The organism is Lactiplantibacillus sp. 7.2.4 (assembly GCF_018991185.1).
Lineage (GTDB): Bacteria > Bacillota > Bacilli > Lactobacillales > Lactobacillaceae > Lactiplantibacillus > Lactiplantibacillus pentosus.
In genome coordinates this window covers 74,000-87,692 of record NZ_JAGYGS010000004.1, presented here as the reverse complement: position 1 = coordinate 87,692, position 13,693 = coordinate 74,000, and the positions used below count along the sequence as shown (strand labels likewise).

At 49.7% G+C, this 13,693-nt stretch carries 14 protein-coding genes; 11 read left to right on the top strand and 3 right to left on the bottom strand.

The annotated features are described in order from the left end of the window. Window positions 1–10: 10 nt before the first annotated feature. Genes sufD through KGF70_RS02370 form a run of 5 tightly spaced genes read left to right on the top strand, consistent with a single transcriptional unit; the run spans window position 11 to window position 5,482 of the window. Window positions 11–1,312 carry a Fe-S cluster assembly protein SufD gene (sufD, locus tag KGF70_RS02390; RefSeq protein ID WP_216767600.1) on the top strand — a complete coding sequence of 434 codons (1,302 nt, stop codon included), beginning with the start codon at window positions 11–13 and terminating at the stop codon, window positions 1,310–1,312. After that, on the top strand, window positions 1,296–2,534 hold the full coding sequence (locus KGF70_RS02385) for a cysteine desulfurase (protein ID WP_216767599.1): 1,239 nt from the start codon (window positions 1,296–1,298) through the stop codon (window positions 2,532–2,534). The genes sufD and KGF70_RS02385 overlap by 17 nt, the downstream gene beginning before the upstream one ends. Then, on the top strand, window positions 2,521–2,988 hold the full coding sequence (gene sufU, locus KGF70_RS02380) for a Fe-S cluster assembly sulfur transfer protein SufU (protein ID WP_003638486.1): 468 nt from the start codon (window positions 2,521–2,523) through the stop codon (window positions 2,986–2,988). Before KGF70_RS02385 ends, sufU begins: the two co-directional genes overlap by 14 nt. Beyond that, window positions 2,985–4,391, top strand: coding sequence for a Fe-S cluster assembly protein SufB (sufB, locus tag KGF70_RS02375; protein ID WP_003638487.1), 1,407 nt, complete (start codon window positions 2,985–2,987; stop codon window positions 4,389–4,391). Before sufU ends, sufB begins: the two co-directional genes overlap by 4 nt. A 23-nt stretch (window positions 4,392–4,414) precedes the next feature. Continuing rightward, the gene (locus tag KGF70_RS02370) at window positions 4,415–5,482 is read left to right on the top strand and encodes an ABC transporter substrate-binding protein (RefSeq protein ID WP_216767598.1); all 1,068 of its coding nucleotides are present in this window, start codon (window positions 4,415–4,417) and stop codon (window positions 5,480–5,482) included. Between the two features lie 337 nt (window positions 5,483–5,819). Here the strand turns inward: KGF70_RS02370 and KGF70_RS02365 are convergent, their stop codons facing one another. Genes KGF70_RS02365 through KGF70_RS02355 form a run of 3 tightly spaced genes read right to left on the bottom strand, consistent with a single transcriptional unit; the run spans window position 5,820 to window position 8,047 of the window. Further along, on the bottom strand, window positions 5,820–6,590 hold the full coding sequence (locus KGF70_RS02365; RefSeq protein ID WP_216778927.1) for an ABC transporter ATP-binding protein: 771 nt from the start codon (window positions 6,588–6,590) through the stop codon (window positions 5,820–5,822). After that, window positions 6,587–7,588 carry an iron ABC transporter permease gene (locus tag KGF70_RS02360; protein WP_050340054.1) on the bottom strand — a complete coding sequence of 334 codons (1,002 nt, stop codon included), beginning with the start codon at window positions 7,586–7,588 and terminating at the stop codon, window positions 6,587–6,589. The genes KGF70_RS02365 and KGF70_RS02360 overlap by 4 nt, the downstream gene beginning before the upstream one ends. A 3-nt stretch (window positions 7,589–7,591) precedes the next feature. After that, window positions 7,592–8,047, bottom strand: a complete 456-nt coding sequence (locus tag KGF70_RS02355; protein ID WP_050340055.1) for a flavodoxin — start codon at window positions 8,045–8,047, stop codon at window positions 7,592–7,594. Window positions 8,048–9,269: 1,222 nt separating this feature from the next. Between KGF70_RS02355 and KGF70_RS02350 the strand changes: the two genes are divergently transcribed. From KGF70_RS02350 to KGF70_RS02325, 6 genes are all read left to right on the top strand, one after another. Next, window positions 9,270–9,671, top strand: a complete 402-nt coding sequence (locus KGF70_RS02350; RefSeq protein WP_216767596.1) for a molybdenum cofactor biosynthesis protein MoaE — start codon at window positions 9,270–9,272, stop codon at window positions 9,669–9,671. Window positions 9,672–9,673: 2 nt separating this feature from the next. Then, the gene (locus tag KGF70_RS02345) at window positions 9,674–9,919 is read left to right on the top strand and encodes a MoaD/ThiS family protein (protein ID WP_050340057.1); all 246 of its coding nucleotides are present in this window, start codon (window positions 9,674–9,676) and stop codon (window positions 9,917–9,919) included. Between the two features lie 37 nt (window positions 9,920–9,956). Next, entirely contained in the window at window positions 9,957–10,955 is a 999-nt protein-coding gene (gene moaA, locus KGF70_RS02340; protein ID WP_101873660.1) for a GTP 3',8-cyclase MoaA, read from the top strand. Window positions 10,956–10,958: 3 nt separating this feature from the next. Next, window positions 10,959–12,149 (top strand): NarK/NasA family nitrate transporter, encoded by a 1,191-nt coding sequence (locus KGF70_RS02335; RefSeq protein ID WP_120768394.1) that lies wholly within the window; start codon window positions 10,959–10,961, stop codon window positions 12,147–12,149. Between the two features lie 105 nt (window positions 12,150–12,254). Beyond that, window positions 12,255–12,593 carry a metal-sulfur cluster assembly factor gene (locus KGF70_RS02330; RefSeq protein ID WP_003638496.1) on the top strand — a complete coding sequence of 113 codons (339 nt, stop codon included), beginning with the start codon at window positions 12,255–12,257 and terminating at the stop codon, window positions 12,591–12,593. 42 nt (window positions 12,594–12,635) lie between these two features. Then, a complete protein-coding gene (locus tag KGF70_RS02325; protein ID WP_105961874.1) occupies window positions 12,636–13,514 on the top strand; it encodes a helix-turn-helix domain-containing protein in 879 nt (292 codons plus the stop codon). Window positions 13,515–13,693: the final 179 nt, after the last annotated feature.

Sequence of the window (13,693 nt, the reverse complement as noted above, 5' to 3'; positions counted from 1 at the left end):
GTGTGAAGCGATGGAAGCAACTGCTGATTATGAAGCAATCAAAACAACGTTAGCTGACGCGGCTAACGAACACGGCGAACCGCACTGGCTCGTTGAACGGCGGTTAGCCGCTGTCGATGCGATGCAGGGCTTGGCCGTTCCAAAAGCCGACCGGTTCAGCATTCGAGACTGGCCGCTCACCCCAACGGAGCAACCCTTAAAGTTCAGTCGCTCAGACCGGACGCTGGCAACCGACGTGACCGCTGAAGAAGGTCACATCCAAATCGTGCAGGTCGGTCAGACAACGGTGACGGTCAACTTGCCAGATGAACTCGACGAACAAGGCGTGATTTTGACCGACATGTTCACCGCTTTTCGTGAACATCCGCAATTAACTGAAAAACACTTTATGGCCAAAGTCGTTAAAACGGATGAAGACCGCCTGACTAGTTATCACACCGCCTTTTTGAATGCGGGGGTCTTTCTCTACGTTCCGAGGGGTGTCACGATTAAAGCGCCCATTGAAATCAACACGATTCAAGACAGCACCCGCACCCAGCCACTGGTCAGCCACGTGCTGATCGTGGCGGAAGCGGACAGCCACTTTGCCGTTACCCAACACCTCACGACTAAGGGGGATGTGACTAACATTGCCAACTGTGTCGTTGAAATCTTAGCGCGTGGTGACAGTGAAGTGCACTATTCCGCTTTTGACGAACTCGGTGCCAATACGACGGCTTACCTCAATCGGCGGGCGTCAATCAGCCGTGGGGCAAAAGTCGACTGGGCGATTGGGATGATGAACAATGGCAATACCTTTGGTGATTTTGATTCCGAACTAATTGGTGAAGGCGCCAAGTCGGATGCCAAAGTCATTACGGTCACCACTAAGTCGCAAGATGTCTGCATCAATACCCGGGTCACTAATCGCGGCAAGAAGACCGATGGCAACATCGTTCAACGCGGGGTCATCATGGAAAAATCAAATCTGATTTTTAATGGGATCGGTCATATTATCCACGGTGCATCTGGCGCCCATGCCGAACAAGAAAATCGGGTGTTGATGATGTCCGATGATGCCCATGGGGATGCCAACCCAATCTTGTTGATTGATGAAAACGATGTCTTGGCCGGGCACGCAGCCAGTGTCGGTCAAATCGACCAGAATCAGATGTACTACTTGATGAGTCGGGGAATCGACAAGGCCCAAGCCCAGCGACTCGTTATTCGGGGATTCTTGAGTACCGTGATTGGTGCGATCCCATCGAAGACGGTCCGGACGCGGCTGACGAATACGATTGAAAGGAAGCTTGAAGATGGTATCGAACTTTGAGGAACATCGCGCAGATTTTCCAATTTTAGATCAGCAAGTCAACGATGAACGACTCGTCTACCTCGATAACGCGGCGACCGCGCAACGGCCCAATCAGGTGGTTGACGCCCTGGTTCATTTTTATCAACACGACAATGCCAACGTGCACCGCGGTGTCCATACTTTAGCTGAACGGGCGACGACACAATATGAAGCCGCTCGCGCCAAGGTTCAAGCGTTCATCAACGCACCGAAAACTGATGAGATCGTCTTCACGAAGGGCACGACCGATAGTTTGAACTTGATTGCGAGCACTTATGGTGAAGCCAACATTCAGGCCGGCGATGAAATCGTGATTTCAATCATGGAACATCACAGCAATTTGATTCCGTGGCAGCAGTTGGCCCTCAAAAAGCACGCGACCTTAAAATACATCGAGTTGACACCGACCGGCGAATTGGACCTGGCGGATGCGCAACAAAAGATTACGGCTAAAACGAAAATTGTCTCAGTCACGCATGCCAGCAACGTGTTGGGTACGGTCAATCCAATCAAAGAATTGGCACAACTGGCGCACGCAAATGGCGCCGTTATGATTGCGGACGGGGCCCAAGCAGCGCCACATATGCCAGTCGATGTCCAAGACCTCGACGTTGATTTTTACGCCTTCTCAGGTCATAAAATGATGGGGCCAACTGGTATCGGTGTCCTCTATGGCCGCGAAGCCCTATTACAAGCGATGCCACCGTATCAATATGGCGGTGAGATGATTGGTTTCGTTCATCGTGACAATAGTACGTGGGCAGAATTGCCTTGGAAATTCGAGGCCGGGACACAAAATATCGCTGGTGCGATTGGATTAGGCGCCGCCATCGATTATTTGAACGCGATTGGCATGGCCCAGGTCCAAGCCCATGAGCAGCAGTTGGTCGATTACTTATTACCGAAGCTGATTGCGATGCCGGGCGTGACCGTTTACGGCCCTCAAGATCCACAACGGCATACCGGGGTGATTGCCTTCAATATTGATGGGCTACATCCGCACGATGCCGCAACCGCGCTGGATATGGAAGGCGTAGCGGTTCGTGCTGGTCATCACTGTGCGCAACCGCTGATGGAAGCACTCGGGGTGGTGGCGACCGCCCGCGCTAGTTTTTATCTATACAACACGCAAGCTGACGCTGACCAACTATTAACGTCACTCCAAGCAACAAAGGAGTTTTTCAAACATGGGACTGTCTAAATTAAGCGGCTTGTATCGTGAAGTGATTCTCGATCACGGTGATCATCCGCATCATAAAAATGCGCTCCCAAATGCGACGCACGCGATTACCTTAAAGAACCCGACCTGTGGCGATGTGATCAACTTATCGATTCAATTAGATGACACAGACAAGATTGAAGACATCGGCTTTACCGGGGAAGGTTGTACGATCAGCCAAGCATCCGCCAGTATGATGACCGATGCCGTGATGGGTAAGTCGAAGGAACAGGCCTTGGCAATGGCGAAGACCTTTTCGGACATGGCAATTGGCAAGCAGCATTCACAAGCGGATATCGACGCCTTAGAAGATGCCGCCATTTTATCAAATATTATGCAATTTCCGGCACGTATCAAATGTGCCACGCTAGCTTGGTGGGCCTTGCAACGCGCATTGCTCGCTGAAAATGGCAAAGAGGAGGAATCAGAAGTATGAGTGAAGTACCTGACGTGGTCAAAAATGACCGTGATTATGAATATGGGTTCCATGATGATGTGCAACCAGCTTATTCGACTGGCCGTGGCCTAACAGAGGAGACGGTGCGCGAGATTTCAGCGGCCAAGCACGAACCACAATGGATGCTAGATTATCGGCTGAACGCTTATCATGAATATTTGAAGATGCCGATGCCGAAGTTTGGTCCTGATTTGACCAAGCTGGATTTGAAGGACATGTTGTACTACCAGAAGATGACGGACAAGAAGTTCCGTGACTGGGATGAAGTGCCTGCTGATTTGAAACGGACGTTTGACCGGCTGGGTGTGCCGGAAGCTGAACGTAAATATTTGGCCGGTTCATCCGCACAATACGAATCCGAAGTGGTTTATCACAACATGCGTCAAGATTTCGAAAAGCTTGGCATCATTTTTACGGATACCGATACGGCCTTACACGACTATCCAGAACTCTTCAAGAAGTGGTTCGGCAAGCTCGTTAAGCCAACCGATAACAAGTTTGCGGCCCTAAATGCTGCCGTTTGGTCCGGGGGCTCATTTATTTACGTGCCGAAGGGTGTTCAGACCAAGACGCCAATTCAATCCTACTTCCGGTTAAACGCTGAAAACTCCGGTCAATTTGAACGGACCTTGATCATCGTGGAAGACGGCGCCAGTGTGGATTACGTTGAAGGTTGTACGGCACCTAACTATTCATCAGATAGTTTGCATGCCGCCGTCGTGGAAGTCAACGTTGAACCCAACGCTTATTGCCGCTATACGACGATTCAAAATTGGTCGGATAACGTGTACAGTTTGGAAACCAAACGGGCTGCGGCCGCTGAAAACGCGACGATGGAATGGGTCGACGGTAACTTAGGTTCTAAAGTCACGATGAAGTACCCGAGCGTTTATTTGAACGGTGAAGGTGCGCGCGGCACGATGTTGTCGATTGCGGTCGCTAGCAACGGGATCCACCAAGATTCTGGGGCGCGGATGATCCACAACGCCAAGAACACGTCCAGTTCGATCGTTTCCAAATCAATCGCCAAGACTGGCGGGGCGACTGATTATCGCGGAACGGTGCGGTTCGCCAAACATTCTGACGGCTCTAAGGCCCACGTGGAATGTGACACGATCATCATGGATGACCAATCCTCTTCGAACACGATTCCGTATAACGAAATTGATAGTGCCAATGTTGCCATGGAACACGAAGCCAAAGTTTCGAAGATTTCGGAAGAACAACTCTATTACTTGATGAGTCGTGGAATTTCAGAAGCTAAGGCCACTGAAATGATCATCATGGGCTTCGTTGAACCATTTACCAAGCAATTACCAATGGAATACGCGGTCGAATTGAACCGGTTGATTAGTTTTGAAATGGAAGGTTCAATCGGTTAATTCGGTTACTTTGGAGTAGGCATATGAAGAAAACACAACGAATTTTACTGGGACTGGCGCTCGTTTTCGGAATCAGTGTCGCTGCGGGTTGTCAGTCTCAGACGAAACCAGCTAAATCGACGGCCGCGGCTTCTTCAACGACGCGCACGGTCACCGATATGAGTGGTAAACGGGTTCAGTTACCGGCTAAAGTCACGCGGGTCGCAGATTTATGGCACGCCAATAACCAAGTGGTCTTGTTACTCGGTGGTCAGAAGAAGCTAGTCGCGACGACTCAGATGATCAAGCAGTCACCGTGGTTCAAGACGATTGATCCCAGCATCAGCAAAGTCACCGCACCGTTTGCGGGCGACGACTTGCAGTCCGAGGAACTCCTGAAGACCAAGCCGGATGTCGTGATTGCGGCGGACCCGGCCCAAATCAAGCAGGCGAAGAAGACAAAGGTGCCCACGGTCAACGCGATGTATCAGACGTTTGCTGGACTGCGGCGGTCGGTCAATCTGACGGCACAAGTCCTCGGTGGCCAGGCACCTAAAGTGGCGAAACGCTATCAACGCTTACTGAATGGCAACTTGGCATACGTTAAGCGGCAGCTGAAAGGCGTGACGACCAAACCAAAAGTGTTGCATTTTGTGAACGCGACTAACCTGAATCAGGTCGATGGAACTGGTACGATCGTCGATGAATGGATCAAAGCTGCCGGGGGTCAGAACGCCTTGAAGCAATCCGGCAATATGATTTCCGTCACAACGGAGACCCTGGCGAAGTCGAATCCGGACGTGATTATCGTCGGTAGTGCCACCACCGCTCAAGCTCGAGCTGCGCTGAAGAAGAACGCGGTCTTGAGTAAGCTCAAGGCGGTCAAGACTAATCACGTGTATGGTAATCCGCAGGGAACCTTCCCGTGGGATCGCTATAGCGCGGAGGAAGCCTTGCAAGTCTTCTGGGCCGCACAAAAACTACATCCAGCTCAGTTTAAACAACTGGATATGGTTGCCAAGACGAAGGCCTTTTATCAGGAATTTTATCATTATCAATTGAGTACCGCCCAGACCAACCGACTGTTGAGCGGGGCGTCGACGCCTAAGTAAATAAATCGGGCGCACAATGAAAAAGCTAAGCGAACCAACTGACGAGAGCCTTCTCGTGGTTGGTTCGCTTAGCTTTTTTCGGGTGTACGGTTATTTGCGTTTTGAATTTCGAACGCTGGTCGCGGTAGCCTGATGAGCGGTACGACGTCGGGTGCTACGTGATTGGCGATAAGTTGAATTCAACTGGCGAGCAAACGATTAAGCGACCTGTTGCGGTTAATTTACGATCAGTCGCCTTGAAAAATCGAGTGGTGAAGGTCGGCGGCCAAATGCTTAATGTGAACACGGTCAGCATTGCCGAGTCTTCTCTTGCACTTGCTCACTAACCAGCAAATCGTTAAAATTCACAAATCATCCGCCCAAGCTCAGGGACGTACAACAGGTGTAGTTTGGTCTGGTAGGTGGCTTGCAGCCGTTCTTCGGTCAATAGTTCGACGCCACCCGTCCGAAAGTCGCCGTGCGCGCCAAACAAGCCGACGTGCTGCTTCAAAATCAGAGCATGGTTGGGATTGTGGGTCGTTAAAATCACCGCAATGCCAGATGCAGCAAGCTGTTGTACCAGTTGTAAAATCTGTTGCTGACGTCCAAAATCCAAGGCGGCGGTCGGCTCGTCCAGAATGATCAGTTGTGGTTGTTGGACTAACGCGCGGGCAATCGTGACCAACTGAGCTTGCCCACCACTCAAGGTATTGATGGCGCGGCCCGCTAAGGCAGTCAAGTGAAGTTGAGCCAAGACGTCGTTCGCTAATTCTTCATCAGTGGCGCCTGGAGACTGGGCAAAATTCAGATATGGTGTCCGACCCGTTAGTAAATAATCGCGTACACTCAGGCTAGTCGTCACCGGGATGGTCTGCGGCACGTACGCAATGATTTGCGCGCGTTGTTTGGGCGTCAGTGCTGCTAATGGTTGTCCGATGAGTTCAAGTTGGCCGGCTGTCGGTGTCAACAGGCCCAACAGACATTTCAAAAGTGTGGATTTGCCGATGCCGTTGGGTCCAAGTAACGTCAAGACTTGGCCACGGGCCAGTTCGAGATTTAAATCAGTGAACAAGTCGGGCTGTTGGCCATAGTGGAAGGCCAGGTGTTTGCCAGATAATAGTGCGGTCATAGGGCCACCTTCTTTGAAAGTAAGATTGCAATAAAAATCGGGGTGCCGATAAAGCCAGTCAAAATGCTGAGCGGGATCTCGCCAGCAGACAGCGTCCGGGCGAGCGTGTCGACGACTAATAAAAAGATGGCACCAATCAATCCAGCCAGTGGCAGGGACCACTTGGTGTTTTCACCAATCACGATGCGTGCCATGTGCGGGACAATCAGGCCAATCCAGCCAATCGTTCCGCTCAAACAAACTGCGCTGGCTGTCAGCATCGTTGCGCTCAGGATGACTAGGCCACGTTCCAAACGAACGTTGATCCCTTGGGCCAGTGCGACCTGATTGCCCAACGCCAATACCGTCAGTCGCCAGCGCATGATCAGTAAAATGAGCATGCCGATAATAAATAGCGGTAGAACGGCACCAAGACTGCCGAGATTGACTTTTGCTAGACTTCCAAGTTGCCAGTAGACGATGTCTTGTAACTGCGAATCAGGGTCAGCCAGATATTTGAGTAAGCCTAAAATTGCTTGCATCAGTCCGCTGATCACGATTCCGGCTAGGACTAACGCCAAGGTGCTCGACTGATGAATCAGCCGTGGAATGCCGACACTGAGCAATACGGCCACGAGTCCGAGGACGAACGCCAATAGTTGTGTGCCGACCGTGTGCCAACCCAGTAAAATTGCGAGGGCGGCCCCCACTGCGGCCCCATTTGAGACACCGAGCAGGTCGGGCGAAACCAGTGGATTTTGAAAGATACTTTGGTAGGCCGTCCCAGAGATGGCCAAGGCGGCGCCGATTGCAACTGCCGCTAGAATCCGGGGTAAACGGAGACTGAATACAATATTGTGAATGACTGGACTAACGGTAGCTTGTCCCGTTAAGGTAGCGGTTAGTTCTTGTAGGCTCAATTGATAGCGTCCCAGGCAGAGCGCAACGAACATCAGGACGAGTAACGTCACCAGTGCGAGCGTCAAAATACCATAACCACGTGTACGAGTTTTAACCATTCGCTAGACCTCCAGTTGCGTGGCGGTTTGAATCAAACTAGTGGTAAACGCCGCCAGCCGTTGTTCGTCTTCAGCTTCCGGATGTAAATCGATGAAGACTGGTTGCGCCCCACGTGTGGCCTTCGTACCCGCAAGTTGTTGGTCAAATTCCGTGACGGCTTTGCAGTATTCATCCGCATACCATTCATCACCGGACCCGGCGACGCCAAAGACGACACCGGCCAAATCCGCATCTAGTAAGTCTTCATAAAAATCGAGACCTTCTTCGGGTAAATCGCCCTCACCATACGTGTAGGGGACGACAATCGCCAAATCTGCGGATGAGAGTTCAAAGGCGTCCGCCTGACTGATTTCAATCAGCTGAGTCTGAACCCCCTGTTCCTGTAGTTGTTTTTGAATAATTTCAGCAACTTCTTCATTGTTGCCAGTTAATGAAGCGTAGATAATCGTTGCGTTCATGGTGGATTCCTCCTCTGTTATACCGAATGGTCACTGGACCCATTATCGCAAGGTGCGCTTGTCAGTGCAGCATGTCACGTACTTCAAAGTCGTTCAAATAGCCCAGTATACCCATTTATGCCTTAAACGCATTGTGCTGGTTATTGTTTCGCATTATTGATGATTAAAAAATGTCAGTTCTTAAGGTCAAAAGCAGCCAGCTGAGACCCGCTGGAAACGGTGCGAGTTACCGTAAACGTGCAGTGATCGGATCGTCCTACGCCGGCTTCCAGGCATTCTGGGCAATGGCCGGAAACGTGGTGGACACAGATTTAAGCCGATAGCCCACGTCTTAAATACTGGTCTTTCACTAACCAAGCACACAACGCTTGCTAAGTGAAATTTCACCACTGGGCCTTGCCCAGAATACCTTCCAGCCGGGATGGTATTCGAAAGGCAGGCATGTGTGTACCCAACTTTTCGTTAGATTGGTCGTTGGTTCCTTGGTACACGGTAATCTTGATATTCACCTGTCAGACAGTTTTCTAACAATCACTAAACATTCTTATCCATGATTTAATGATTCGGACACAAGACTTCACTGAACTTGTCAGAATTTTCTCTAGTCGTCTCAAATAACAAAGTCTTAAATTCTAAACGACGACAATTTTATCGACTAATTTCAAGACCAGTAGCTATAAAAACTAGAAGTAATATTCAGGAAATCTTCTCACTACTCAAATTTCGTAAAGCATAATCGATCTCGGTTAAAAGTTTGCTTGAAGGACCAGTCACCTAATATCCGTGGTCAATTGTACCAAGTTAGGTGGCCGTTCATCTGCCATTCGAACGGCTTCCCGACTGGAGGGGCTGGCTGACAATGCTCAGTAGCCAAATTATTCTTAGTCGGAAGTGACTTTCTTCCGGCTTAGAATAAGACTCGTATTTGAAATTGCGCAGTGATTTTCTGCGTGAGTTCAAATCGATGTCGGCTTACGTTCCAGCAATTGTCAGCCGGCCCCGGAAGTCGGACCAGGACGATCGCCGGCAGACGAACAGTACGACAAATAACCAGTGCGTTTTAATCACACTTCATGCCCAATTAAGCCACACAATACGTGCTATAAATATATGATAGCATTTTCACGAACTGACCATTATTAGGGATTTGACTAATTCATTTTAAAAGTGGGCTCTGACATAATAGAAGGGTAAGCAAATGAGGTCAAAAGGAGGGTGCGCCATGGCGAAAATCAAATTATCTGCGACGCCGTTGGATGTCAACGCGCTGTATCAGGCGTTGAAGGCACCGGAATATGGGGGAATCGTGACGTTCGTGGGGACGGTTCGCCAGTGGACGGGGGATATTGAGACTCAGTCAATTGAATACTCAGCCTATTCAGAAATGGCAATCAGTCAATTAGAGAAATTGGCCGAACCGATTGAAGCTCAGGGTGCCCGGGTGGTCATTGCACATCGCGTTGGTCATTTGGAATTAATGGACGAGGCGGTATTTATTGGTGTCGCTGCGGCGCATCGTGCGGAAGCTTTTGAGTGGTGTCAGTATTTGATTGATACGTTAAAGCAAGAAGTCCCAATCTGGAAGAAAGAATTTGATACCGATAAGGTTCGTTGGGGGGATTGAAGATGAAACTGACAGTTAAGCTCTTTGCCATGTTGGGCGAACAGCTGGGGCCGACCGTGACGATTGACGTCGCGCAGCCCAATACCGCGGCAATGGTCAAACCGGCATTGTGCCAGCAAGCACCAGCATTGAAAACGCTGATTAATAATGCGCGCATTGCCGTCAATCAAGAATTTATCGTGGACGGGCAACAAGTCCTACAGTCCACCGACGAGGTTGCACTGATTCCGCCAGTAAGCGGGGGCTAGGCGCAGCGGGTTAGTGACAACGAAGGAGGATGAACAAATGGAGAAATTATATGATAGTTTTGACCGGCTCCATGATTATGTCCGGTTATCGATTACTGATCGGTGCAATTTGCGGTGTGTTTACTGCATGCCCAAGGAAGGTTTGCCGTTCTTCCCGACTGACCGGGTGTTATCGCAGGATGAAATCGTCCAGATGATTGAGAACTTTGCCGCAATGGGTGTTTCAAAAGTGCGCATCACCGGGGGCGAACCATTATTGCGGACTGACGTGGTCGAAATCGTGCGGCGCATTAAGGCCGTTGACGGGATCAACGACGTCTCGATTACGACGAATGGCCTGTTTTTGGCGAAATTAGCGAAGCCACTCAAAGAAGCTGGTTTAGACCGACTCAACATTAGTTTGGATACGTTCAAACCAGACCGGTACCGCAAGATTACGCGTGGTGGGAATATTCAGCAGGTCTTAGACGGAATCGCAACGGCCAGCAAGTTACATTTTAAGAAAATCAAATTAAACATTGTGTTGATTAAAGGTCAAAATGACGATGAAGTGCTAGATTTTCTGCAGTATACCAAGGATCACGACGTCAATGCCCGGTTTATCGAATTTATGCCGATTGGTAATTCGCTCAAGACGTGGCAAAAGGAGTACGTCGGCTTGAAGAGTGTCTTTGACACTTGCGATGAAAATGGCCTGACTTACCATCCAATTGAACTGCGAGGTAACGGTCCATCGGATAATTATCAAATCGACGGTTACGAGGGGAGCTTTGGTTTGATTCATCCAATCAGTTCCAAGTTCTGTGAAAACTGTAATCGGTTACGAATCACGGCAGACGGCTACGTGAAGGCATGCCTCTACTGGAACGAAGAAATCGACATTCGTGCGGCCATCGGTGACCCAGCGGCATTTCGTCAATTGATTCAAAAAGCCTTAGATAACAAGCCACTCAACCATGAAATGGCCATGAAGGAGACGGACCGAATTATCGACAAAGCCCCAACATGGCGTCATATGAGTCAGATTGGAGGATAAATCATGACTGTTGAAGAAGCACAAACCAGTAATCGGGGGCGCGCGTATTTGGCGCTGGGACTGGCAACTGTTGCAATGATCGTTTGTTTTATGTCGTGGTCGAACTTTGCACCGCTCGCGGGGGAGTTGGCGACGAAGTTTCACCTTAGTGTCTCACAACGGACGCTACTGTTAGCGACACCAGTTCTGCTCGGCTCCATTATGCGGATTCCGGTGGGGATTTTGAGTGATCGATATGGGGGCAAAAAGGTCTACTTAATTTTGATGGCTTTTATTCTCATTCCGTTGATTATGATTACGAAAGTTCACACGTACGGCATGTTACTCGTGGCGGCGCTGCTTGTCGGGATGGCCGGCACATCATTTGCCGTGGGAGTCTCCTATGCGTCGGTCTGGTTTCCACCAGAAAAACAAGGGCTTGCGCTGGGAATTGTCAGTATGGGGAACATGGGTAACGCCGTCGCAGCGTTGACGCTACCTTCGATTTCAACGTCCTATGGCTTTAACATGGTCTACTATTTCTTGATGGTTTTAACGGTGATCTTAGCCGTGTTATTTGCGATTTTCTGTCGGGAAATGCCGGTCGACAAGACCAAGACGGTCACAGGAGCGTTAGCGGTCGCCAAAGAAAGCAGTACTTGGTATCTGTCATTATTCTATTTCTTGACTTTCGGGTTGTTCGTTTCATTTACAAATTTAACGCCGCTCTTCCTAGAAGATATTTTCAAAGTCCCACAAGTCACGGCTGGATTATACGCGGCTTTGTTCGCAGGACTATGTACGATTGTCCGCCCAATCGGGGGCGCGGCAGCTGATAAGTGGCGGCCGATGCAGATGCTCCAGTGGATTTTTATTGGGATCACGGTCTTTGCCATCATCATTACCTTGACGTTCAGTAATCAGTCACTGTTCATCTTTGGTATCGTGGGTGCCGGTTTGATCGCTGGTTTCGGTAACGGGGTCATTTTCAAGATGGTGCCGTACGTTTCAAAGGGGAATACTGGGGCAGTGACCGGTTTTGTTGGCGCACTGGGTGGCCTCGGTGGCTTCTTCCCACCGCTACTCGTTGGTTGGATTCATACTTGGACCGGGAGTTACCGGTTAGGCATCGTGCTACTAGCCTTGACTGGGTTGGTCTGCTGGTACGCATTGTGGCGCCGATTCATTCACGGGGACGTGCATATCGTGAAGTAAGTTGTAATCGATTACAGTTGTGTGTCAAATATTAGCAATTGACATAAAAACGCTTATAAAAATGGTATAATTAAACGCATAACAGTTAGACAGGAGTGTGGCAGAATGGCAGATGGCATTGGTGAAGGCGAAGAATTCTCGCCGATTGAAGACGCGGTGATGAAATCACTTGAGGATGTAATCGATCCAGAATTAGGTATCGATATGGTCAATTTAGGCCTGATTTACGATATTCACGTTGATGATGGCGGTAATTGTGTGGTTACCATGACGTTAACGACCATGGGCTGCCCACTTGGGAACTTATTAGCCGACCAAATCAACCGCGCGGTGACTAGCGTTGACGGTGTGACGGGCTGTGAAATTGATCTAGTCTGGGAACCAGCTTGGGATATGAGCAAAATGAGCCGGTTTGCGAAGGTCGCGTTGGGTATCCACGGTTAAGTGGTCGCCAGGATTAAATTGTGAAATGGGGTTGAAACGAGTATGGACATTCAAAAATTTGTGGCCCGTCGTAAGGCCCTGAAAATTTCACAAGTGAAGCTATCGACTGGCATTTGCACGCAAGCGACCCTCAGCAAGTTTGAGCGACGTGGGCGGGTGCCATCACTAGCGATTTTGGAACAACTGTGCGGCCGACTCGGGCTGACGGTCGATGATTTAAACGAAAGTCGCGACCACTCAGTGACTCAAGTTCGTGCGCAACTGGATGAGATCGAACGGCAGTTGATGATGGAAAACTACCAACCTGTTTTACAGGCGTTAAAACAAGTACAGGTCGCGCAAATCGAGGCGGTCCCACTAAAAATGCAATTCTACTATCTCAGTGGGCTACTTAAATCATTGATCAATGGTGCCGCCAGTGATGTCTGTTTTGATTTTGATCAAATCCTAGACGACCTGGACCAGTCCCACGAGACCGTCTTCACCCCGTTAGCCTATGTTGGGCTAGGCGTGATGTACAGTCGGCTGGCCGAATTGGAAAAGGCGCAGTTTTATTTTGAAAAGGTTCATCAGGCGATCGAACAGTTAATGGCGGCAGTTGCTGACCAAGACTACTTGCGACTGCTGACGATGATTTTCTATACGGCTGAGTATTACAGCATGCGTGCCGACTTTGCGACGAGCAACCAATTGATCGACGATGGTGTCAACCTGTGTTCCAGTCAACACGTGACGTACTATTTGCCACGGCTCAAATATTTGGCGGCGGCAAATGCCATCGAACGTCAGCGCCCAGCTGCTGAAATTCAGCAACTACTGAGCGAGGCGGTTGCGTTTGCCCGCATCAACCATAACCAAGTCGTGGAAGTCAAAACGGCCGCGTTACGAAGTCGGTATTTACGTGCAAGTAAACGGGCTTAATGGCGCAAGTTACTAGCGTGTCAGTTAGCATTCACATTAAAAAGCAGTTCGACCCGTATTCAAGACGAATGCGGGTCGAGCTGCTTTTAGACTATCGGGCCACAACTGGGAGCGGTTGAATCATGAACAATTGCCCAAACAACAGCCGCATCGAAGTGATCCACCTGGAGGACTTCGAT

What these genes read in the sequence shown, in the direction of transcription:
- moaA (WP_101873660.1), top strand. Translation starts at nt 9,957, where the DNA reads ATGGAGAAATTATATGATAGTTTTGACCGGCTCCATGATTATGTCCGG.
- KGF70_RS02345 (WP_050340057.1), top strand. Translation starts at nt 9,674, where the DNA reads ATGAAACTGACAGTTAAGCTCTTTGCCATGTTGGGCGAACAGCTGGGG.
- KGF70_RS02365 (WP_216778927.1), bottom strand. Translation starts at nt 6,590, where the DNA reads ATGACCGCACTATTATCTGGCAAACACCTGGCCTTCCACTATGGCCAA.
- KGF70_RS02325 (WP_105961874.1), top strand. Translation starts at nt 12,636, where the DNA reads ATGGACATTCAAAAATTTGTGGCCCGTCGTAAGGCCCTGAAAATTTCA.
- sufB (WP_003638487.1), top strand. Translation starts at nt 2,985, where the DNA reads ATGAGTGAAGTACCTGACGTGGTCAAAAATGACCGTGATTATGAATAT.
- sufD (WP_216767600.1), top strand. Translation starts at nt 11, where the DNA reads ATGGAAGCAACTGCTGATTATGAAGCAATCAAAACAACGTTAGCTGAC.
- KGF70_RS02360 (WP_050340054.1), bottom strand. Translation starts at nt 7,588, where the DNA reads ATGGTTAAAACTCGTACACGTGGTTATGGTATTTTGACGCTCGCACTG.
- KGF70_RS02335 (WP_120768394.1), top strand. Translation starts at nt 10,959, where the DNA reads ATGACTGTTGAAGAAGCACAAACCAGTAATCGGGGGCGCGCGTATTTG.
- KGF70_RS02330 (WP_003638496.1), top strand. Translation starts at nt 12,255, where the DNA reads ATGGCAGATGGCATTGGTGAAGGCGAAGAATTCTCGCCGATTGAAGAC.
- KGF70_RS02385 (WP_216767599.1), top strand. Translation starts at nt 1,296, where the DNA reads ATGGTATCGAACTTTGAGGAACATCGCGCAGATTTTCCAATTTTAGAT.
- KGF70_RS02355 (WP_050340055.1), bottom strand. Translation starts at nt 8,047, where the DNA reads ATGAACGCAACGATTATCTACGCTTCATTAACTGGCAACAATGAAGAA.
- KGF70_RS02350 (WP_216767596.1), top strand. Translation starts at nt 9,270, where the DNA reads ATGGCGAAAATCAAATTATCTGCGACGCCGTTGGATGTCAACGCGCTG.
- KGF70_RS02370 (WP_216767598.1), top strand. Translation starts at nt 4,415, where the DNA reads ATGAAGAAAACACAACGAATTTTACTGGGACTGGCGCTCGTTTTCGGA.
- sufU (WP_003638486.1), top strand. Translation starts at nt 2,521, where the DNA reads ATGGGACTGTCTAAATTAAGCGGCTTGTATCGTGAAGTGATTCTCGAT.